The following is a 21,501-nucleotide window of genomic DNA, read 5'->3' on the forward strand; positions in this document are numbered from 1 at the left end:
GATGGGGGAATTTTGTTGATTCCCCCTGTGAAGATTTACTGATGTAGTCGGTGTTGATGGGTATTAGTGGTGCGAACTTGTTGTTGAGATTCTGGTTTGTAAGTGCGATCACCTACTATCCCCAAAGCTTCCTCAAAAGGTTGAGTTGCTTCTATACAGGACAATCCCTCAAATCCCTCGGCTTCTATTTTTACTTCACCTGCACCAGCATCAAAATGTATCAATATTGCCCGTTCCATAAACTATCTCCGTACTTGTTGAGTTTGTTGATGTGCTGAGAATGCAAGACGCAAGGTATGTACCTGACCCGTCGTTTCTTCTGTGATGGTGCATTCTCCTAACCGTTCTTGTAACTGCTCTGCTTTAGCGCGAACCATGTTTTTACCGTAGGCTTGCATGAGGGTATGAGAAAAGAAGTTTTCTCCCAGTCGGGGTACTGTTTCATAAGCATCGTGGATGATTTGATACACCCCTGCTTCTTGCTCCCACATAAAACCGATATCTGCGCGGACATTTAAAGTAGAACCGGGAACAACAATCTCAGCACTTTTGCCTTCGGAGTCGTCGTAATAACCTTTTAGCAGTTGTGGTTTTTCATGAACTTGGACGGTAAGCTGCAAATCTTGTAGAGCTTTTACCAAACATTGATGGTTGGTTAATTTTGTGGTGACAGTTGAAAAATGTGACATTTATTTACCTCTAGTTACTGCAAATTGGCAAGTTAATATGGTTGTGATAAACAGGAAAACAGTTGCTATCCCTTCTCCTTTTGATTGCGTAGCAAGATGGGGGGAGGTGTATTGTTTTCATCTACACCTCACACATTGTTTTGCTCAGGGATGATACAGATAGGTTTTTGGCTGTTTTTCCTAGCGGAGTTTAAGAGACATAGCTGTAGCTTTGGTTAAACCCATACCTTCATCGCTGGCTAATCTTTGCAGATGACGCTGTTCATCCATGAGTTTGGAGTAAATTTCGTCCATTTTTTCCTGCAATTGAGAACGTCCCTGTGAGTCAAGCCTTTTAGCATCCACTGAAGCGGTTTCGAGGATTTCTTCTAGATGAGTCATCATTTGTCCAAGACTGCTTCCCGCTTCAAAACTGGCGTTACCCAAAAGCATTTGCACTTTCTTGAAATGGCGTTCCATTTTCTTTTTGAAGTTAACCGGTTTGCGTCCTGGTTCCCAGTTGCTCAAATCTTCGAGTAATTGCGCTGCTAGTTGTTCACCACCTGCGATCGCTGATTCTCTGAGTGTTTGTTCTAAATTTCTGTCATAATGTTCGATAAATCTAGTGATTTGTTCTAAACATTCAGCTTGTTGTTGTGACAATTGCTCACTAAGAGCAGGAATAATCACAGGACGACCAATTACTACTTGCAAATAGTCTTCTAGTTCTTCTACACAGGGAAAAGCTTTCACTAAATTATGCTTAACTTCTTGTTGTTGTTCTCCAGATAACTGCCAAGCATTGAGTGAGAGGAATTTATCAATACGTTCTTGGTAATCTGCAAAACCTTCCTCATATTCTTCTCTGAGTTGAGTTCGTAAAGTAGGAGCAATATGATCTCTAATTTCGATTAATTGACTCCAAACTATTGGTGCTAGGTCTATGGAACAAATCCAATCACCATTGTCATAATTCATCCATTCTTGGACTGAAGAAATTTCTTGTCTTAGTTTGTTTGCTGCTTCATCTAGAGCTTTGAAAACTTTGATACCTTTTAAACCAACTTCTGAACTTGTAACTTTTACTAAGTCGGATTCTTGTTCATTTTGGGAAGATTTGAGAACATCTGCCCATTTCGGAGCATTGCTTTTGGTGGTTTTCTTTAACTGAATTTTGAACCGGATGCGTGTTTTGTTTAGTTTGGAGAAGTTGTATTTTTCAACAACAGCATTTTGGAGGAAGGTTTCATTTGAGTTGGGAAGCACTGCTTGTAGCATATTGTTTTGGAAATTAAATTGTTTACTTCCAGAAAAGCGTTAGCTTCCGTATTAACATCCGGCTTTCTGTACTTTAAAATGCCCTATACTACATTAATAATTTAAAATAGTTACAATAAATGACAGCACTTTTCAGCATTTAAATGTACAAATCATAGCCTCTTGACGATCGCCATTCAACAATCATTAACCCTAATTTTCGTAATCTTTGTATATTTCAAAATGAAGTGTGAGATGTGGGTTAAAATCATTAAAAAAATGTTATGAACTGTATTTTTACTTCAAGATTATGTTACTTATTAATTGTATAAATTTTGACTATTACCTGTTAATTCACATTTAAATAACCAATAATACTAACACTGTGCATTATGATGTGTTTTAATCAAGTCCAGATTCGTGTATCCAAAATACTTAATTTTTTAGGAAGTAACAAAACCAAGAAAGTGGCAAGCTATTTGCCAAGTATGCCTTTAATTCTAAATTTTCTCAAAAGGGCTTTACTCTTTCTGTTAATGGCGTGCATTGTATTAAATACAACGATAGTTTACGCATTACCAATCTCTCAAGGATCAGATAATATTATTCCTCAATGCGGAGAGATTAAAGAATCAAAACTGCGGCAAGAGCTAAATAGTGTTATACAGGAGTTCCTTTCTGACGAAGCAAAAGTAGATTTTAGTTCTATTGTGAATCGAGAATGGAACACCTTAAAGTTAGATTCAGTGATTGATTCTGCAATTGACAAGGCAGTAAATGACGTTAATAGTGATGCTGGTTTTATCAATAGATTTGCAAGTAGTTGGATACCCAGTAAAGCAGAAGAACTAGCCAATCAGGTAACAGAAGTTGCTTTCAATTCACCAATCTTAAAAACCAAGCTTATTAAGTTATCCGATAACGTAGCGATACAAATTTCAAATCAATTAGAGGCGGCTGTAGCTAATACTTCGTTCTATGCCCTTAGTTGTATTCAGCAGTTCCTGAATGATAAATACTCACAATCAATCGTAAATAGTTTTAGTAAAATAATTGACAAAAGACCGGATATAAAAATTACAGACCTCAAAACTAAACCTGATACCAAACATGGTGGTGTCTGGAAAGGAGGTTCTATTTTTGTTTCATCTCTAATAGTACAAATCAATAAAAAAACTGTTAGTGCAATAGTTAATAGAATATTGCCACAATTAGGTGAGAGAGTTTTAGGACGCATAGGAAGTGGTTTTATCCCAGTTGTTGGTGAAGTTATTGGAGGGATTTGGTTAGCCAGTGATATAGTGAAGAGCTTTGATGGTATATTACCGGAAATCCAGAAGATTTTAAAGGCATCAGATGTAAAAGAAAATATTCGTCAACAAATTGCTAGTACGGCTGAGGAACAAATTCGTAATGAATACCCTCAAATAGCACGGGAAATCTCCAATAATATTTATGCTGTTTGGTTGGACTTTTACAATGACTATACTGATACGTTAAAGCTGGCTAGAGAATTACCTGAATTTCGTGATATTTTGGCTAAATCAAATCAGTTAGACTTTACTAAAATATCTTCACTGGTAGGTATTTCCTTAAACTATATGGGACGTAGCCAACTGGTGCAAGATATTCAAAATGGTAAATTTGAAAGAGTCTTGGCTTTGCCAGAAGTTAGTTATAAAATCATTGAAACAACTCATAGCTTATCTACATTAGTAGATTGGGCAAACTTGGCAGGTGACAAACTTGAAAATGTTGTCAGGCTGGAACTCTATAAACATCTATCTCCAAAAGATTTAAACTACAAATCGCTAAAAGATATTTTAGATATTGGAGATGATACAACAATATCTAAACTTTCACTTTTAAATATTGATTCTATTCAGAATCTGTTAAAAATATCTAAACAAAATTTAGTTTCTTTGGGTATTATTTTATCCATAGATGATCTAGAAAATCTAGCTGGTTATGTAGCGAACTTGAAGCAATTTGAAATTAATCAAATCGTCAAGTTTTTACTCAGTGATGCTTCATTAATTCAAAACTCTGATATTATGGTTCATATTATCCAGAGTCAAAAAATTAGCACTGCAATTGAGTTTTGGAAAACAAAAAATGCTCGCTTATCAATAGCTGACGGAATTTTCAAAGCATTAACAGGATCTATTTCTTGGTATTTAGTGAGTGATAAATTTGGCATTACATTAATATTGGGATTAATTGGAATACCTATTATTGTACTGTTAGTGTTTGTTTGGTTCTTGGTTCGATGGTTTATTTCACGTAAAAAGCAACAAGAATTAGGTGAATAATATGCTAATAAGTCTGGATCATTTGCAGGAAAAAATTGAAGTTGGCGAGTTACTAACTGTTGTTGTAGTTAAAGCAGCCAATGTTGTTAGCGACGTTCGTGAAAATATCCGTAATTTGGTAGGTGGTCGTATGCAACATTATGAAAAATTAATTCAAGAAGCCGTAGATACAGCCTTGCAAAAGTTGGAAGAAAAAGCTAAGGAACATGGTTACGATGGGGTAATAGGTGTAAAAATATCCAATCCGATGGTAGTAACAGGTGGTGTAGAGATAATTGTTTATGGAAATGGCTTTAAAAAAATAAGTTCCTAGCTGTGTAACAGCGAGCTAATTATGAATTAGTTTGGACAAGAAAAAGATTATAAGTGGGTATTAATTAGTAGTTAATGCCCTCCGTTTGCCAAATCTTTGACGCGAGCGATCGCTCTTTCAAACTGCAATCCTTGAGCTTCTGCAATTTCACAAGCAGTATCTACTGCTAGTTTTAAACGCAAGTCATCAGCCCTTATTATCGTTAACCGCTTTTTCCTGGATTACCTCTTCAATCTCCGCCAGTTTCTTGCGAAGGACTTCCTGAAACTCCATTAATTGCGATACCTCAACTTTCTTCAACGCTTCCCCAGAAACTTTATACAAAGAGCGTGTTGCTGTTGCTACTGGTTTAACTTGTTTTTCTATTTTCTCAGCGTCGGTACTTTGTGAAGCGATCGCCTCAGTGACTAATTGCCGGGTTTTTTGTACAGATAATTTTTCTGCTAACACCTTTTGGGTGATGTTGATTCTAATTTCTTCTGCTTCTGATTCTGGTAGTCCCAAATTTTTCGCAGAAAGTTTTTGTAACGCCATTGCGTGAACACCTTTAAGTCCAGAAGACCTAATAGCAGCTTTCAAGTCTTCAGCTAAAGAAAGCATGGGAAAAATATTGGCATCAATAGAAGCAGGATTAAGTTGTAAATCTAAAAGTATCGTCAACACTGCCACTTCTCGCTCATCTAAGTCCAAAGTAGCTAAACCTTGTTGTTGTTCCTCTGGCGTTACTGTGAGCAGTTCAACAACAGAGTTCATTCGTTTTTGTGCATTCAACCGTCGCACTACTGTTGAGAGAATCCGGGGAATATCCTGGGGTTCTAAACCAGTATTAGTTGCCAATTCCCGGACAATAGCTTCTGCTTTATCAAGAGGATTGAGGTCTTCCCGGTGTAATGAAGTGATTAGAGCCTTGCGGTGTAGAGCATCAGGTTCAGGAATAATTACAGCTTGCAGGTTTTGCCAACCCAAGTTTCTAGCACTACGCCAACGCCGTTCACCATCAAAGATAACTAAGTGTTCCCGTTGAATTAAAATAATTGGTTCTAGTTGTCCATCTGATACCAGGGAACGAGACATAGACTCAATACTTTCTGATAAAAATGTCTGTCTCGGTTGCTCTGGGTTAGCTTGAATTTTGTCTAAGGGAATATATTGGATACCTGATTGTGATTGAAGTTGCGCTCTGAGTGTTTGTAACTGCGTTTCTAACTCACTTGACCCTTGAGAGCGGAGTTCTTCGATTTCGGCTTTTAGGCGTTGAATTTCTGCCTCAGCTTCTGATAACTGTTGGGATTGCTTTGCGCCTGAAAAATAGTTGGTGAGATCAGGAGATTTACGGGTAGTCATAAGTTAGCACAGTTTTAATTTGTTTATTGAAACAGCGATCGCGCAGAGCGCAGTACCAATAGCGCAGCATGGCCTAAGCCGTCATGCAATCGCATTAAGTAAGTGGTTATGCAAAATCATTGACACATCAAAAGGGCTGATTGACAAAAGTTTCAAGCACTTTGATGAGGCATTAATTTCAATGAGCTACTGAATAAAGGAGTATTTTCCAGCCATTGCTAAAAAATAAAAATGCGTAATTTTTACAACAGCTTGATTAAATTGAGACTTTTTTTACTCCTGCCATCAACTTGGTTAAGCCGTGACTTTCTCTTTGGTCTTACTACCAATCAAAGCGGCTAATTTTGAAGCAATTTCTTTGAAGTCATCTTTTGCTGGATGACTGGGACGGTGAATAGGTAATGGTAATCCTTGTCCACTGGCGTTAACAAATTCAGCACTATCCCGAACTTCTGGAAAAGCATGGATATTCATCTGCTCTAACTGAGATGGTAATGCAGCTAACATTTGTCTATGGGCTGCACGTCGAGCATCATATTGGTTGGGAACAAAGCCAAGAATTTCTGGTGTGGGTTTTAAGCGTAGGTGCTTGCAATGGTAGTAATACCATTCCAGTAAATGAGCCGCTCCTTGAATTGATTTAGGTTCTAGCTGCACAGGAATAATTATCTGTGTACTGGCTGTCAGTGCCATTAAAGGTAAGGGACCCAGGGTAGCTGGACAATCAAAGATGATTAAATCATGTTCCAGAGGATAGTCAGTTAGGCGATCGCCTAATAAGTAAGCTCCCCTTTTGTGTAAAACTAATTCATCTGCTGTTTGGGTCAGAACCATACCACCCTGACAAATAACTACTTTATCGGTGTGTTCACTCCAGCAGGGTGTCAAAGGCCAGTTACCATCAAAATCATCTTTGAGGACAGCAGCTAAAGTGTGTTCTGGTTCTGGTTGATTTAATCCACAAAATAGTGTCAGTGACCCTTGCGGGTCAAGGTCAAACAGTGCTACCTTATACCTGCGTTTTGCCAGAGCATGAGCTAGATGGACAGAAAGGGTTGTCTTACCACTTCCTCCGGCATTACTTATTACAGCTAATCTAATTTGCATGACTATTTTTTTTGATATTAGGGAGTGTCATATATTGAGTTCTCCACCTCATATATCAATATCTGATGTTTTGATGTGGGAGTATCATATATCGAATTTTTTAAATCATATATCAATATATGAGAATTAACCGAATCTTGAAACAGAAATTTTCTCTGTTGCTGTGACCTGTAGACTATTGCTCAAATTATGGGTTAAAAAAATAACAGTTCCTACATCTATCATTGAAGTCATAGCCTAGCACTGATCAGTGAAAAAAATTATCTGCCCACAGAAAAAAAATACCTCTGGCAAAGTAGCCAGAAGTAAGATCCTTAAAAGGGAATGTCAGAAATGTTAGTATTCCGATAATGTCCGTTTTGAGAAGCTGTAGCTACACCAGCACCAACTAGCTGTTGAGTATTTTCCTGTGGTGTGGGTGGTTGAACAACAGGGGTAACAGTTGGTGTATGAGTGCGATTACCAGTAGCAGTGCAGATGAAGTTGCGGATAACTAAAGTGGTTTTCTTTTCCTTATATCCCTTACCGCTATCTACTACGTTAAGATCCAGATAGCCGATAGCGATACCAGTGGCATTAACTCCAGATTCAGCTATAGAAACTGCTGCTGCTCCCTTGGTTCTGTAAGGAATTGTGTCTTCTACTACGCCATCTTTTGAATAGTAAGAGAAGGTACATTCACCATAGACAATCTTGACACCTTGACTGTCAAAAGCTTCATCAATAGTGAGCAGTCGAATGGTTTGGGTTGAGTTAATCATGGTTTATCCTTGTGATGAAATTGTCAATAGTTCATAAGAATTGCGCTTTGCGCTTTCTACCCAAAACATCCCACAGACAAAAGTGATGCTGCGGGATGTATTTGACTGGCTAGAAATTGGCGTTAATTATGGAATCTTGGTCTTCACCAGTTTCATTCGAGTCTTTGCGTTGAGCAGAACTGATGAGTTCCAAATTGTTGACACGAATGATGGGTTTTTGTCTGGGTTCGTTGGTGTTTTTATCTATCCATCTGTCAAAGACTATTTCACCAGTGATCCCAATAGTTGAACCTTTTTGAACCCAGTCTGCTGCTACTTGTGCAATATTTCCCCAAAGTTCTAAATCAAACCAAAGGGGAGTTTCACTTCTGTAGGGAGGTTTGACAGCAAGGGTCAAGGATGTTTTCATTGCACCTGATTCAAAATAGCGGATCTCAGGTGTTTGACCAACGCGACCAACTAAATCAACTTTATTGATGTATTGCTGAGTCATATTATTTTCCTTGGGTAATCAATTTTTTCACGGTATTAGCGCGATAGCGCATTTTCGGTTATGCAACCAAATGAATGATTTGGTGCTAATTTGGTGTTGGTATTGGATACAGCCCAGTATCAAATCTGATTGCGCCTAGCGCATTGATTACTGTTTGTATTGGGGAAAAACTGCGTAAAAAAAATAACCCCAAATCTGCTAGAGATTTGAGGCTGATGACTATTACACAATTTGTTCTTTGGTTACTAAACCATGCAGTTTGGTTACTAACTTTTCCTCTTTCATGCGAGAGAAACCAGGGACTTTGTGCAATTTGGCTAACTCCCGGAGTCTTTTTAAAGTTAGGGTTTGTAAATCTTCCAAACTTGCTAATTCTGGAGAATTGGGAATATTGGTGATGTCTGAGGAAGAGTTATCAGGTGTAGGAGAATCAGTTGAATTGGTGATAATTTCTGCTGTGTTTTCAGAAATAATATCTTTACTGTCACCAGTATGACTTTCATCTGGTGAGGAAGTAGATTCAGATGACGTTGGTAGAGCGATCGCCTCAACTACTGAGTTATCCTCAATATCTTCGTTTAGGGTAGGTACTGTATTAGCACTATCTTCACTAGAAGTATCATCTGTTGAGGAAGTAGATTCAGATGACGTTGGTAGAGCGATCGCCTCAACTACTGAGTTATCCTCAATCTCCTCGTTTACGGTAGGTACTGTATTACTACCAGCTTCACTAACAGCATCATCTGGTGACGGAGTGCTTTCAGAGGATGAAGTAATCGCATTATTACTGCTGAGGTGAGGCGTTTCTGTTTCCCCGCTTGTGTCACCAAGAATTTGCTCAATAGTGGCTACAGTGGGTTCTTTCAAAACCGTAATTCTGTGGAAATTTCCCACTTTTCTAACTGAGATTCTTGCCCCAGCAGTGCGGAGTTTTGTCGTCAAGTCGTTGAGCAGGAGAAATGCTACATCCAATTGACGGTAATTGTTGATAATGGCACTCATGGTTTTTTGTTTGATTTACTTCACCACAAGAGCGCATAGCGCAATCCTTTTATCCAAAAACGTTTTTGGTATCTTTGATCATGTTTAGACAGATGGGTTGAAAATGTAGTTTTTGGTATTAGTCAGGAAATAGCAAAACTTCCCATACCAATCGGGGAGAGGCCATTTTTAAAAGGGAGTTTTTGGCATCTTCCAATTTCAACAGCCAATTGTGATCACTGAGAAATTCCTTCCAGCAATGTTGCAGGTAATCTATCAACCATAGTTGTTGATGAAAATCTAATTGCACCTCAATATTTTTGGCGATACTGAACGCTGTTAACATATTGCTAGGTGGTTGAATTAGTTGTTGCAAAATTGATTGTGGGATAGATTGAAGTTGATCATGGTAAGCAATCGCTTCCCCTGGAGAACCACCCGCAAACTGTATAACATTTGGGTGATTGAGAATTTCAGAACGTCCCACATTTTCTAAAACTGTCGTCATTTGGGCGTTGTTTAGTCGCTGGAAAGGAATCAATTGGCAACGGCTGGTAATTGTAGCCAGTAACTTTTGTGGTTGGGATGAAATGAGGATAATAGTGCCGGATATTGGCTCTTCCAAAGTTTTCAGCAGTGCATTAGCAGCAGTGGGTGGCATTCTTTCAGCATTTTCTACCACGATAATTTTGTAAGGTGCAATTAGAGGGGAGGTAGCCAGAAATTGGGTAATTTCTCGAATCTGCTCAATTCTAATTTGGGATGGAGTTTTTCGCAGTACCCCAGAATCTGCTATTTCACTCTCACTTAACAACTGTTTTTGGTGTAGATATGTTGGTTCAACCCATAAAATATCAGGACAGTTAGCTAGGTTTTGGATGTTGAAAATTTCAGCGATAAAGCATTTCGCAGCTAAAGATTTTCCTACTCCCTCTGCTCCAGTAAACAAATACGCAGGGACAATTCGGTTGTGTGTAATTGCACTTTTGAGTAAAGATACCGCTAAAATTTGACCAATGATTTTTGATAACTGCCAGTTTTCTGCAATTGGCTGTGTAGATTCGGAATCTATACTTTGAGAAGGTTCACAAACAGAAAGGTCTGTTGTGAGATGAAGTAGATCAAGTTGCTTCATTTTTTGAGTTTTGGAAATTGTTGATTAGACATCTCCAGAAATTTAATCTCCCTCCAACAACCCGAGCGTTTTAGGTTAAATTTCAGAGGTTCTATTGCATTTGTAAGAAGTAGTACCTACGAGCAAAGTTTGATAATTTGAGTTTGCAAAGCGAGTTTTTCATCTACACCAGATTTCAGCATTAGCTCTAGTTCCAACAGCATTTTCAAACTATTTTTCAGCTTGTTTACACAACAATTAGCAACTTCTTGGCGTATGTAATACAAGCGTTTGGGATTTTTCACGTCTGCTAGTTGGGCGATCGCATTCTCATCTTGACACCCGGTGATGATCATCTGTTTGACTGTTAGCCAAGTGCGAAAGGTAGTAGTCAGGGTAGCGGTAATTTTTAAAGCGGGTTCGTTACAGTTAATTAAGCGATCGCCAAATTCTAATGCTTGAGCAATGTTACCCAAGCGAATGGCGTTGGCTAGTTGTATACTATTAGCAGCACTTTCTGACACTAATTCTTTCACCATATCCCCATTGACTGTTTTACCCAAAGCATAGGTTTTGAGCTTTTCTAGTTCGGTGAATATTAGTCGTGTATGATTGCCTGTGTAATCAATCAATACTTTGTAGGCATCGGTGGTGAGTGTTACACCTACTTCGTCAGCTAATGTCCGAGCTTGCTGTATTAATGCTTGGGTTTGCCATTGGGGAATGAGAGGAAATTCTTTTACCTGTGCGTACTCCAGTAGGAGTTTGACTGATTTATTTCTCGCGTCAGGTTTGTGAGTGTTGGTGATAAGGAGGGTATTTGTTGAGGGAATTTTGGGGAGAATGGACTCCAACTGCAACAAAATTTCTTTTGAACAAACTCCCAGTAATGTGCTGTTGGGCAAGTGTACTAATCTTCCTCCACTCCCAACTGGTGGTGTCATGAGATCGGATAATGCTTGAGGAATGGTTTCTTTAGATTCTGGGGGGTATTCTGTATAGTTGAAGTTTGCCCATTGTTGATCTAGAGTGTGGGTTTTTAGTTGTTTGATGGTGCGACTTAGAAAGAATTCGTTTTCACCAAAGTACAAGTATGTTGGCATGGTAGTACGGCAATAAGATTGTCGTACATGAGCGTAAGCTCTAAGCCTACTATAATCTTGTCTGCATCGGAAAGCAGTCATTCAACGAAATGGCATTTTTGTCTAAACTGTAAAAAGTAAGATAATTTACCCTAATTTTCGGGAATACTCAAAACCGAATAACAGAATATAGTATTCTTAAGCAAGAATATCGTAATCCTTTATCAGACTGGGATTAATTGTAGATTATTAAAATCTAATACGCAAGGACAAAAAAAATGATGCTAGGTAAAATTGTTTGGTTTGGTGGGTTTAATAATCAAAAAAATAAAGTCAATAATTTTGGTTTTATTGCTCCTTTGGGGGAAGAAAATACAGGAGATATTCGTGTTGATCGAGATGATGTTCCATTAGATGTACAAGAAATTATAGAGGGTAATAAAGGAAGGGGCGTATACGTTCAATTTGATATTGATGCAAAGCGTAATCGAGTAATCAACCTGAAAGTACCAACCTTTATTGGTGTTGTTAAGAGATATCAATTTGGGGGTGCATGGCAGATTACCTATAACGATAATTGTAAAATTAATTTCAGAAGTAAGACTCACTACGAAAGCGAAAGCCTTGTTGCTTTCAGTATTAAGGAAACTAAGGATAGGGAAGCTATGGAAATGGCTGAAATATTCGGAGAGGACGAAGAAATAAAATATAAACTAGCACCATTCCTATTAAGGACAATTAATGATGTACGAGAAGTTGATAATGATGAAAGAATAGTTGAGAAGTATGCTAATAGTAATATATTTCCACTGTTTAAAAAATTTATTATTGAATATTTATTATCTTTGCCCTTGGAGATAGCCGAAACTTTCGTTATTAATAAACTCAAAGATTTAAATGAAAATCAACAAGATTTTATCATTAAGGAAATCGCCGAAAAACTGCCAAATCTTCTAATTATTTCTGCGACATTGCGTTCGTACTTAAAATTTGATTCTTCTAGTCCAAATAGTTATATTGAATTCATAAATAGACAGATTAATCTAGTAGAAGAACATTTAAGAAAAGAATTGATAGATGAACTAATTAAGAAAGTAGAGCAAGCGGAAGAAAATGCACTTAATATATATTGGCAAGAGGTTCAATATTTACAAGATAACTTAGCTTATAAAAATTTCCTCTGGCATATTGCACCAGCAGAAAGAAAAATTCCAATAATTGCTGAATACACATCATCTATAGCAAAAGATGTTGCTGAGAAAGTGGTTCTTGAACATCTTAACCAGTTTAATCAACAAGAGCAAGATAAGTTGATTAATGAACTCATCAGAAATGCACCAAAAGTTATCTTGGCTTCTTCTAAGTTACGTTCTTATTTAAAATTTACAGAATACTATTTCAAATTCCAAATAACAGACAATAATTACGGCATTTTTATCAATAAATACCTTCATATTGTAGATGATGAATTATTCAACGAGATAATAAATGAACTAATTGAAAGAGTAGAACAAGCAGAAGAAAAAGAACGTAATATATATTGGCAGCAAGTTCAATATCTACAAGATAACTTAGCTTATAAAAATTTTATCTGGCATATTGCACCAACAGAAAGAAAAATTCCAATAATTGTTACATATACATTATCTAGCACAGAAGATGTTGCTGAAAATGTGGTTCTTGAACATCTTAACCAGTTTAATCAAAAAGAGCAAGATGAACTGATTAATCAACTTATTAAAAATGCACCAAAAGTTATCTTGGCTTCTTCTAAGTTACGCTCTTATTTAAAACTTACAGAATACGATTACAATAGTTATGGTATCCTTATTAATCAGTATCTTGATAGCGTAGATGATGACTTATTCAATGAGATAGTAAATGAATTAATTGAAAGAGTAGAACAAGTAGAAGAAAAAGAACGTAATATATATTGGCAGCAAGTTCAATATCTACAAGATAACTTAGCTTATAAAAATTTTATCTGGCATATTGCACCAACAGAAAGAAAAATTCCAATAATTGTTACATATACATTATCTAGCACAGAAGATGTTGCTGAAAATGTGGTTCTTGAACATCTTAACCAGTTTAATCAAAAAGAGCAAGATGAATTGATTAATCAACTTATTAAAAATGCACCAAAAGTTATCTTGGCTTCTTCTAAGTTACGCTCTTATTTAAAACTTACAGAATACGATTACAATAGTTACGGTATCTTTATTAATCAGTATCTTGATAGCGTAGATGATGACTTATTCAATGAGATAGTAAATGAATTAATTGAAAGAGTAGAACAAGCAAAAGAAAGAGAACGTAATATATATTGGCAGCAAGTTAAATATTTGCAAAATAATTTAGCTTATAAAAATTTTCTCTGGCATATTGCGCCAACAGGAAAGAAACAAGAAATTGTTCAACAGCGTGTTAAAACTTTTTTTGATATTATCTCTCGCTTTGAAGATAGCAATTATCCTTACGAGGAATATATTACTCATAATTGGCGTGAATTATATCAGTTCAACCAATCAGATAATTCGTTAATAAGGGAATGGGATGCTGATGTAAATTTTAATGATAATAAAGCAGCACAAATGATTTCAGCGCGTGGGGCTGAGAAGTTAGTAATTCGTTTTTATCAAGCTTTAGGTTATCAGGTAGAAGATATTTCAATTCATCAAGTTACTCAAAAAAGCAAAACCTGGACATTGGGGGATATTAGATTAGATTCTCAATATTTACTTGATGTAAAAAACAGTAGAAAAAGTGTTAATTCCAATTCTTACTCAGAATTTTGTGTTCCCCAATTCAAAGAATCTCGTGGTAATGATGTCAAAATCGTTGGTGTTTTATCACCGTACCTTCAAAAAAAATATATGCAGGGAAGAGAAAACCCTAAATTTCATGTTAAGAATCCTCAAGTACTAGGTGCTTTTGATAAAGCAAAGCTGAGTGAACTAGAAACAATCTTTAGTGACCGATTCATTAGTATAAATATGCCTAGAGAGTCTGATACTAATAAATACTTACCACCTTGGCTATTTGATTATGATCAGCGTTATTATAAACAACAGTGTGAAATTTTAATAGAATTGCAAAAGTTAAGCGACCAGGATATACCTAGTTGGGAAGATATATCAGTTGTTGCTCAAAATTCTATACCTTTATTTGTAGCTGCAAAACGTCCATTACCTCAAAATTGGGTTAATAATTTACCCCAGTGGCAAGTCAATTTCATCAATTTTTTGATTAATCTTCCTATAGAACGAATTACTTTGCCATATTTATTCCTGTCTATATTGAGGCATTTTTTATCAATGCTTTCTTACCGTGGAGGTGATTATAGTCCTAAAAGATATTTAGAAGTTTTCTATCTAAGTGACAAGCAAATTAAGCCACTAAAATTATACGATCCTTTAAATATTATCGAAGATTTTTGTGATACTTTACAAACTCTTTGGGACAATCGTCAAGCATCTAGACTAGATGAATTCAAAATATTTAAATTCTCTGGTCAAGGATTACTGCAAGGTAAACGTACAGAATCCGAACGTATCCTGACAACAATTTTAGCTTATTGTGGTGGATGGGTAGATGGGATGGGAAAATGCGGATTTAGACCATTAGTAATTGGTAGAGAGCAAAATTGCCCCGGTTGTGGTCGTCTCATCTGCCCTCAAGATAACTGTGGTTTCTGTAGTGATAGATGTTCTGATTACATTGAAAGGAAAAAAAGGAAAAATAAGTAAGAGTAAGAGGTATAGATACAAAAATTATAGGCGATCGCCCCATTCCCATAGGCGATCGCTATCATAATTAGCATAACTCCCCACTCAAAACAGACTCAACTGCTTTCCCACATTACCTTGAGGCTCAACAACCGAAAGTAACTCATCTCGTTTTTTAGCTATCAACTCCAAATAATACCCACTGGAATAGGCTTCAGAATTAGTCAATCCCCTAATTCCTTGATAAAATGTCACAACATCCCCAGTATTACCCAGAACCAAAAGAGCCTTTTCACCCTTCTTAATTTTCCGAGTAACCTGTAACTGTTCCACAGGAAAATCACCAGAACGAATAACCTTGGTTAATTCCTGGTAATATTGTTCTGCCTTAGCTTTTGACAGAAGATATTGTGTCAGGTAGTTCAAAGGAAACTCCTTTTCCAGACGAGAACGGTCTCTTTTCCGCCATGAACCCTTAGTAGTAATTTTACCATCTTCATGCCAGATAATATAATTCTTAGCTCCTCTAGAGGGAACAAACATCGCTTTAGCAAGGATTTCCAACTCTATATTGATACCAGTAGGTAAAGCATTTTGCAGCTTTTCAAATATCAGCAGAGGTTCAGAGTGGGAGAAGAACACACCATCAGTATCACTTTCAACCTGGATACCTCCCGCTTTTTCAATCACATCAATCATGAATCGCAGAATACGTCTACCATAAGCTGTCACCAGTGCAGCAGCTTCCATATCGTTAAAACCAACACCAGAAGTCCCATAAAAGCCAAACAACGAGTTGATTAACACTTTGAGAGCAGCTTCAGCTTGTTTAGCAGCTAAATCTCCAGCTTTTCCTAATTCCTTGAGTCTGAGTCGTTCCCTGGTGAGATAATCGAGAATACTTAAACCGACTCGTTGCGTATCCTTGCGGGAGCAAATCCCATATTTAAGCATAATGCTGGGATACAGACTGGAAACATCAATTTTGGCAATGTGTTTGTGTAAACCTGGTACAGAAATTACCAGTCCTCCCTCAAATTTCAACTTCGGATCAGCAGTTGGTTTGTAACCTGGATATTGTCTTTCTAAAACTCGCTGCCATTTAGTACCATTACCAGTGAGCGATAATTGTTGTAAGTTCATACCTGGTACTATCAGCGATTCATAGTAATAGGAAGGAACTAATTTATCAGCAATTAATTTCGTATCTTCCAAGTCATAAATTAGGTATTTTCTGATTGTTTCCCATCCTTGAGAACCTGCACCTTCACCCCAACAATGTTGAATTTCTTGGGGAGTTAAAACTAACCTAGCAGATGCTCGCAATCCCATTTCTATGACTGCACTTTTTAGGGAATGTTGATATAATGCTTTGTTGACAAAATCCCATCTCAAAACACAAATGTAAACATCAATATGTTGGCTGTTGCTGATGAATATTTCCGAAATATTCATAGGCTTACCAAATACCTGTGCTGTCTTGATAATTCTCGATTGCTGAGAAATAGTAAATGGATGAGATATGTTATTGATTAGGCATCTAGTAATGATAAAGGGAAAATCAAAATCTGTACCGTTGTATGTGAGAACTAGATCAGGATAAATAGACTGAAAATAGGAAATAAATTGGCAGAGTAAGTTTGATTCATTTTCATCCATAAATACAAAATACTCGCCCAATTCATTCATACAACCAATAGCGAAAATTTTATCTTTACTAGGAATCAGCCCTGAAGTTTCAATGTCAATAACCATTTGTTTCAGGGCATTGTAAGGTTTAATAGTCTGTAAAGGTTGCCAAGAGCGATAAATTGTATTATCTGTGTAGAAAATATTTAACTTATCTTCTGCCACAGTAATTTGATGACCGCTTTTACTGACAAAATGACGATGATTGTAATCAGTGTTCATTTTTGGTGTTGGTTACTTACCAATAGTTCCTATCTTTTGCATTTTGAAAAGTGCAGAATTGATTTCCAGTAAATATTGTGGTGATGGGTACTGAGATAAGAAATAGTGAAAGTCGTCTAAATGTGTAATCGTCAGTTCTTGAGGTAAGACTTTTCCTTGAACATTCAGGAGAATTTTCGGATGTTCACGCCATTCACAGGTTGTTATTGTCAACAATTGGTAAATCACAGAATTAATGTGGAAATTGTAAGAGGATACCGGGTGATTGTTGATAAATTCACATAATTCCTCTAAAGTATTTAAACTTTGTGTACATGATTCTCCACTTTTAGATTGACAAGATATTTGCATGATTATTACTCCAATGGTAACAAATAATTTGAAATAGATAGACTGAGTTATTACGAATTACTAATTACTCCTTTTCTTTTAGAGAATACTGATTGAATGAACCACGAAGGCGCGTTCACCGAAGGTGTTCCCGAAGGGTAGAACACGAAGGAAGAAGAGAAAACAAGAGAAGAAGAAAAGAGAAAAGGAAGGAGATAGGTAAACTTTTAATTGATGCAGCATATTTCATTCAAATGAGGTACAAACTAGAATCATCAAACTCCTGTGGTGCGGGCATCTTGCCCGCTAAATGTGTACCTAATTTCTTCAAAAACTGCTGTAAATCTCTATCGAGAAGACGCTAACTGTTGTACAGTCTCCACCCAAACAGGAGCTTTCTTGCCATTTACTGGAATCAATAAATTCCAATGTTCTTGTAAAGATTCAACACTCATATTTGGTAACTTATGTTGCGCCCAAACAATAGCATCAGCAGGTGTTTTCCAATTAATCCAAGGTGGATTTTCAGAAATTGAAACGAATTGATTTGAATTGCTGGAATTAGAGGAATTAGCAGCAGGTAGTAAACCCAAAATACCAACCTCTAACCATAACTGTGGTTGAGTAGATAATTTGATTTGCACCTCACATTGTCTCAAGTGCTGCTGTCCTGCTAAAATATTTGTAGTTTCCCAACTTTTAGCTATTTGACACAATTGTTGCCAAGTATCTTCAGTTAGCATCACCATTTCTTTACTGCTAGGAGACGTTTTAGCAATCAACATATCTCGATAAAAGCTAGTGAGATTTTGCAGAATTATTAAAGGTTCTTTACCCCATTCCAACAAATTCCGAATAATATTAATTACTGAATCGCTATCATTTTCAGCAATTCTTTCCACCATTGTTAGCAATTCATACTCAGGTACATTTCCCATCATTTCCCATACCCAATTTTGGTCAATGGTGATATTTAGTAAACTCAATTGATCCAGTAAACATTGACTATCCCGCAAACAACCAGAAGAAATTTGTGCAATCAAACGTAATGCTTCTGGAGTAATATCAATTAATTCCTCATTCACAATTTGGTTGAGGTGTTGTATCATATCCTCAACACCAATTCGTTTAAAATCAAACCTTTGACAACGAGAAATTATTGTTGCAGGAACTTTGTGAATTTCTGTGGTGCAGAGGATAAACACTACATTCTTTGGTGGTTCTTCCAAGGTTTTGAGTAAAGCTTGAAAACCTTGTGAACTGAGGCTATGCACTTCATCTAAAACAAACACCTTGTAGCGGCTATTGACAGGTATAATGTGAGTACGGTCAATAATTTGTCTGATATTTTCAACACCAGAGTTACTAGCAGCATCTATTTCCACCACATCCAGGGATAAACCTTTGGAGATGTTGGTACAAGAATTGCACAGTCCGCAGGGTGTGGGAGTAGGAAAATCACCATGTTGACAATTGAGAGATTTGGCAAAAATGCGGGCGCTGGAAGTCTTACCTGTACCTCTGGGTCCAGTGAATAGGTACGCCGGGGCAATTCGTTGGGATGTGATAGCATTGGTGAGAGTAGTTGCGATCGCTCTTTGACCAACAAGTTCAGCAAAGGACTGGGGACGATATTTCAGGTGAAGTGGTTGGTATGTCATGTTTTTCAAAAGTAGATATGTTGAATTTCCCCAAGCTTATGTATGAGTAACAAGCTTGGGGTGTGAGTAATTTTTGGTGTGGTTGTTAAAACAGATTTGATGTAACGAACCACAGAGACACAGAGTACACAGAGAAATTAGGGTTGAAGAGATATTTGCAGAACTTTTGACTGACAAGTATTGAGGTTTGGTTTGCTAAATCTAAACCATTGCAATTTTTGATTCAGTCATTCTATGCAGCAGCGACTTTCTTTTTCCTTCCTCTAGGTTTAGGAGTAGAATTGGCAGAAGTTTGAGAATTAGTTTTAGTTCCTGCTGTGTTTTTCTGTCCAGAAGAATCTGTTTTCATCACATCATTTTTATCTTTGACATCTTCTTCTATTTCCACTGCTTCAGCAGCTACATTTATTTCCTCATTCACTTCATTTGTTGAGGAAATATGTTCTGTAGCTACGACTTCCTCATTATCATTTGCAGCATCTTCTTTCATTGCTGTGCTGTTATTATTAATAAGTTGAACTGGCATCACCAAAATTAATTGATTGAGAATACCATCAACAGGAGTAATAACCACAGGAGTTGTAGTTTGGTTGATATGAATCAAGACCTCATTCGTAGGTGGAAATTTGAGAGCTTGTTCCAGATATTTGATATTAAACCCCATGACTAATTGTTGCTGATAACCATCTTGGGGTTTAATATTTAAAGATTCCACAGCACCAGCAATATCTGAAGATTCAGTAGATAAAGTTGCTTGTTGATGCTGATAATCACAGATAATTTTGACAATCTTATTCTTTTGGTCAGCTACAATTCCCACTCGCTTTAAAGCATGATCTAATAATTTCCTATCAACAATAACTTGATGTTGAAATTGTTGGGGAATTAAAGCTGAATATTTGGGATAATCTCCTTCTAATAATCTGGTGGTAATTTGGATAGTGGGTAAGGTAAATACTGCAATACTATTGTCAATGCTAATAATACATTCGCTGCTATCTCCTACAGTACCCAAAATCTTTTGTAATTCTATTAGTGTTGGTTGAGGAATTGTGATTTCTACGGTATTGGAATCAGCATTACCTTGTGTGGTTTCTGTTAAATTTTCATCCGTTTCTATCGTTCCAGAAACAACTGCTAACCGATGTCCATCTGTTGCTGCTGCTTCCCAACTACTATTAGTAAATTGAAAATGAACTCCAGCTAAAACTTGTTTATTTTCATCATTACTAGCAGCAAATAATGTTGCTTCTAATGCTTGTAATAATTTGATTGCTGGTAATGTAATATTCTTACCTTCAATTTCTGGTAAAGATGGAAATTCTTGAGGACTAACTGTTTGAATGCGACATTTACCACAGGAGTGAGTAATAATAGCCGCATTATCTACAATTTCCAAAGTAATATCTTGTTTAGGGAGACTTGAAATTACCTGGGTGAATAATTTAGCGGGTAAAGCAATTTTACCTTCTATTTCTATTCTAGATTTGCATTGAATTCTAATTCCTAAACTCAAATCAAAAGCAGTAACTAAAATTTGCTGTTCTTGCTGTTCAGCAACTAACAATATATTATTGAGAATAGGATGATGAGGTTTGTTAGGTACAGCGTAACTAACCACAGCGAGGGTATCAGCTAATTCTTTCTGAGAAATGGTAAATTTCATAAGGGTGCGGCTCTTTGATGTCAATGAAGTAATAAAATAAGAGGTGCTTAATTTGCCACTAAACACCTTTATTTACCCTGTAATTTGTATACAGGACAATTATTTTCTGGGGAGCATACCAATTTTGCAAAAATGTAGAATAAGTATCTGAAAACTCTCTTCTTTCTTCTTACCTTCGTGTCCTTCGCTCCTTCGTGGTTCGTTCATTTGTTCATTTCATGTCTTGACCTCAAGCCAAAAATAAACTTACACATTTGGGATGCTCCCATTTTCTGGAATTCATGTTTGGTAAATTTTAATCAATCGTTAAACACCATTAAGATAAAAAAGACTAAAGAAACGAAAATGTATGTTTATGAACTGATTTCCATTGTGTGATATTTACCGTTATGACTTTGAGAAAGTGACATGAAATGATGAGTATTTAACTGTTCAAGTTCATTCGCAATTTGTTGTTGTCTTTGTTCAGAAAGAGACTGATCTATTTGTTGGAGAGCTTTGATAGTTTCTCGTACTTGGTGAAGACAATCAGTATTAAAATTTATTGTCACTGTTTCTCCATCAGCAAAAAATGAACAGGATTGATTATTACCATTGCTGTATGAACTGACGTAAGTGTCTTTGGTAATATTGGCTGTAAATGAATGGAATATTTTCATATTTAGATAGAGTTTGTACAATTTTGGGCAAGAAAGTATGATGATATGATTGACAATGAAGGCGTTTAATGTATACAATAATCCTATCTGTATACACCTCTTTAAAATTGAAAG

General features: G+C 36.6%; 18 protein-coding genes. 3 read left to right on the forward strand and 15 right to left on the reverse strand.

The genetic code is table 11. The annotated features are described in order from the left end of the window. Positions 1-35 precede the first annotated feature (35 nt). The 3 genes from H6F47_RS00815 to H6F47_RS00825 form a co-directional block, all read right to left on the reverse strand. Positions 36-239: a DUF2997 domain-containing protein gene (locus H6F47_RS00815; protein ID WP_137668725.1), complete on the reverse strand. Its 204-nt coding sequence runs from the start codon at positions 237-239 to the stop codon at positions 36-38. A gap of 3 nt (positions 240-242) precedes the next feature. Beyond that, positions 243-689 (reverse strand): DUF1257 domain-containing protein, encoded by a 447-nt coding sequence (locus tag H6F47_RS00820; RefSeq protein ID WP_137668726.1) that lies wholly within the window; start codon positions 687-689, stop codon positions 243-245. 180 nt (positions 690-869) lie between these two features. Beyond that, positions 870-1,946 (reverse strand): hypothetical protein, encoded by a 1,077-nt coding sequence (locus H6F47_RS00825; protein WP_190647314.1) that lies wholly within the window; start codon positions 1,944-1,946, stop codon positions 870-872. 371 nt (positions 1,947-2,317) lie between these two features. Between H6F47_RS00825 and H6F47_RS00830 the strand changes: the two genes are divergently transcribed. Both H6F47_RS00830 and H6F47_RS00835 read left to right on the forward strand, forming a co-directional pair. Then, positions 2,318-4,237, forward strand: coding sequence for a hypothetical protein (locus H6F47_RS00830; RefSeq protein WP_190647316.1), 1,920 nt, complete (start codon positions 2,318-2,320; stop codon positions 4,235-4,237). A 1-nt stretch (position 4,238) separates the two neighbouring features. Next, positions 4,239-4,550, forward strand: coding sequence for a heavy metal-binding domain-containing protein (locus tag H6F47_RS00835; protein ID WP_190647318.1), 312 nt, complete (start codon positions 4,239-4,241; stop codon positions 4,548-4,550). 186 nt (positions 4,551-4,736) lie between these two features. On the opposite strand, the gene H6F47_RS00840 is transcribed toward H6F47_RS00835, so the two are convergent. From H6F47_RS00840 to holA, 7 genes are all read right to left on the reverse strand, one after another. Beyond that, on the reverse strand, positions 4,737-5,894 hold the full coding sequence (locus tag H6F47_RS00840) for a ParB/RepB/Spo0J family partition protein (protein ID WP_190647321.1): 1,158 nt from the start codon (positions 5,892-5,894) through the stop codon (positions 4,737-4,739). A gap of 294 nt (positions 5,895-6,188) precedes the next feature. Further along, the gene (locus H6F47_RS00845) at positions 6,189-7,001 is read right to left on the reverse strand and encodes a ParA family protein (protein WP_190647323.1); all 813 of its coding nucleotides are present in this window, start codon (positions 6,999-7,001) and stop codon (positions 6,189-6,191) included. Positions 7,002-7,315: 314 nt separating this feature from the next. Further along, complete coding sequence (locus tag H6F47_RS00850) at positions 7,316-7,762, reverse strand: hypothetical protein (protein WP_190647325.1); 447 nt, start codon at positions 7,760-7,762, stop codon at positions 7,316-7,318. Positions 7,763-7,871: 109 nt separating this feature from the next. Then, positions 7,872-8,255 (reverse strand): single-stranded DNA-binding protein, encoded by a 384-nt coding sequence (gene ssb, locus H6F47_RS00855; RefSeq protein ID WP_096573049.1) that lies wholly within the window; start codon positions 8,253-8,255, stop codon positions 7,872-7,874. 222 nt (positions 8,256-8,477) lie between these two features. After that, the gene (locus H6F47_RS00860; protein WP_190647327.1) at positions 8,478-9,257 is read right to left on the reverse strand and encodes a hypothetical protein; all 780 of its coding nucleotides are present in this window, start codon (positions 9,255-9,257) and stop codon (positions 8,478-8,480) included. 118 nt (positions 9,258-9,375) lie between these two features. Continuing rightward, positions 9,376-10,371, reverse strand: coding sequence for a DNA polymerase III subunit delta' (locus H6F47_RS00865; RefSeq protein WP_190647329.1), 996 nt, complete (start codon positions 10,369-10,371; stop codon positions 9,376-9,378). A 116-nt stretch (positions 10,372-10,487) separates the two neighbouring features. Further along, positions 10,488-11,453 carry a DNA polymerase III subunit delta gene (gene holA / locus H6F47_RS00870; protein ID WP_190647331.1) on the reverse strand — a complete coding sequence of 322 codons (966 nt, stop codon included), beginning with the start codon at positions 11,451-11,453 and terminating at the stop codon, positions 10,488-10,490. Positions 11,454-11,710: 257 nt separating this feature from the next. On the opposite strand from holA, the gene H6F47_RS00875 reads away from it, so the two are divergent. Next, positions 11,711-15,181, forward strand: coding sequence for a hypothetical protein (locus tag H6F47_RS00875; RefSeq protein WP_190647333.1), 3,471 nt, complete (start codon positions 11,711-11,713; stop codon positions 15,179-15,181). An 84-nt stretch (positions 15,182-15,265) separates the two neighbouring features. On the opposite strand, the gene H6F47_RS00880 is transcribed toward H6F47_RS00875, so the two are convergent. The 5 genes from H6F47_RS00880 to H6F47_RS00900 all read right to left on the reverse strand — a co-directional run bounded on the left by H6F47_RS00880 (position 15,266) and on the right by H6F47_RS00900 (position 21,387). Next, complete coding sequence (locus H6F47_RS00880; RefSeq protein ID WP_190647335.1) at positions 15,266-17,071, reverse strand: DNA polymerase domain-containing protein; 1,806 nt, start codon at positions 17,069-17,071, stop codon at positions 15,266-15,268. Between the two features lie 12 nt (positions 17,072-17,083). Then, complete coding sequence (locus H6F47_RS00885) at positions 17,084-17,422, reverse strand: hypothetical protein (protein WP_190647337.1); 339 nt, start codon at positions 17,420-17,422, stop codon at positions 17,084-17,086. A gap of 326 nt (positions 17,423-17,748) precedes the next feature. Further along, the gene (locus H6F47_RS00890; protein ID WP_190647339.1) at positions 17,749-19,062 is read right to left on the reverse strand and encodes a DNA polymerase III subunit gamma/tau; all 1,314 of its coding nucleotides are present in this window, start codon (positions 19,060-19,062) and stop codon (positions 17,749-17,751) included. 232 nt (positions 19,063-19,294) lie between these two features. Next, the gene (dnaN, locus tag H6F47_RS00895) at positions 19,295-20,728 is read right to left on the reverse strand and encodes a DNA polymerase III subunit beta (RefSeq protein ID WP_190647340.1); all 1,434 of its coding nucleotides are present in this window, start codon (positions 20,726-20,728) and stop codon (positions 19,295-19,297) included. A 353-nt stretch (positions 20,729-21,081) separates the two neighbouring features. Beyond that, positions 21,082-21,387 (reverse strand): hypothetical protein, encoded by a 306-nt coding sequence (locus tag H6F47_RS00900; protein WP_190647342.1) that lies wholly within the window; start codon positions 21,385-21,387, stop codon positions 21,082-21,084. Positions 21,388-21,501 lie beyond the last annotated feature (114 nt).

The sequence above is a fragment of the Sphaerospermopsis sp. FACHB-1094 genome, from assembly GCF_014696195.1.
Lineage (GTDB): Bacteria > Cyanobacteriota > Cyanobacteriia > Cyanobacteriales > Nostocaceae > Sphaerospermopsis > Sphaerospermopsis kisseleviana.

Excerpts from the sequence above, each read along its gene's own strand:
- H6F47_RS00845 (WP_190647323.1), bottom strand. The coding sequence starts at position 7,001 with ATGCAAATTAGATTAGCTGTAATAAGTAATGCCGGAGGAAGTGGTAAG.
- H6F47_RS00875 (WP_190647333.1), top strand. The coding sequence starts at position 11,711 with ATGATGCTAGGTAAAATTGTTTGGTTTGGTGGGTTTAATAATCAAAAA.
- H6F47_RS00880 (WP_190647335.1), bottom strand. The coding sequence starts at position 17,071 with ATGAACACTGATTACAATCATCGTCATTTTGTCAGTAAAAGCGGTCAT.
- H6F47_RS00900 (WP_190647342.1), bottom strand. The coding sequence starts at position 21,387 with ATGAAAATATTCCATTCATTTACAGCCAATATTACCAAAGACACTTAC.
- H6F47_RS00865 (WP_190647329.1), bottom strand. The coding sequence starts at position 10,371 with ATGAAGCAACTTGATCTACTTCATCTCACAACAGACCTTTCTGTTTGT.
- H6F47_RS00830 (WP_190647316.1), top strand. The coding sequence starts at position 2,318 with ATGATGTGTTTTAATCAAGTCCAGATTCGTGTATCCAAAATACTTAAT.
- H6F47_RS00815 (WP_137668725.1), bottom strand. The coding sequence starts at position 239 with ATGGAACGGGCAATATTGATACATTTTGATGCTGGTGCAGGTGAAGTA.
- holA (WP_190647331.1), bottom strand. The coding sequence starts at position 11,453 with ATGCCAACATACTTGTACTTTGGTGAAAACGAATTCTTTCTAAGTCGC.
- H6F47_RS00850 (WP_190647325.1), bottom strand. The coding sequence starts at position 7,762 with ATGATTAACTCAACCCAAACCATTCGACTGCTCACTATTGATGAAGCT.
- H6F47_RS00885 (WP_190647337.1), bottom strand. The coding sequence starts at position 17,422 with ATGCAAATATCTTGTCAATCTAAAAGTGGAGAATCATGTACACAAAGT.
- H6F47_RS00835 (WP_190647318.1), top strand. The coding sequence starts at position 4,239 with ATGCTAATAAGTCTGGATCATTTGCAGGAAAAAATTGAAGTTGGCGAG.
- H6F47_RS00890 (WP_190647339.1), bottom strand. The coding sequence starts at position 19,062 with ATGACATACCAACCACTTCACCTGAAATATCGTCCCCAGTCCTTTGCT.
- dnaN (WP_190647340.1), bottom strand. The coding sequence starts at position 20,728 with ATGAAATTTACCATTTCTCAGAAAGAATTAGCTGATACCCTCGCTGTG.
- H6F47_RS00840 (WP_190647321.1), bottom strand. The coding sequence starts at position 5,894 with ATGACTACCCGTAAATCTCCTGATCTCACCAACTATTTTTCAGGCGCA.
- ssb (WP_096573049.1), bottom strand. The coding sequence starts at position 8,255 with ATGACTCAGCAATACATCAATAAAGTTGATTTAGTTGGTCGCGTTGGT.
- H6F47_RS00860 (WP_190647327.1), bottom strand. The coding sequence starts at position 9,257 with ATGAGTGCCATTATCAACAATTACCGTCAATTGGATGTAGCATTTCTC.
- H6F47_RS00820 (WP_137668726.1), bottom strand. The coding sequence starts at position 689 with ATGTCACATTTTTCAACTGTCACCACAAAATTAACCAACCATCAATGT.
- H6F47_RS00825 (WP_190647314.1), bottom strand. The coding sequence starts at position 1,946 with ATGCTACAAGCAGTGCTTCCCAACTCAAATGAAACCTTCCTCCAAAAT.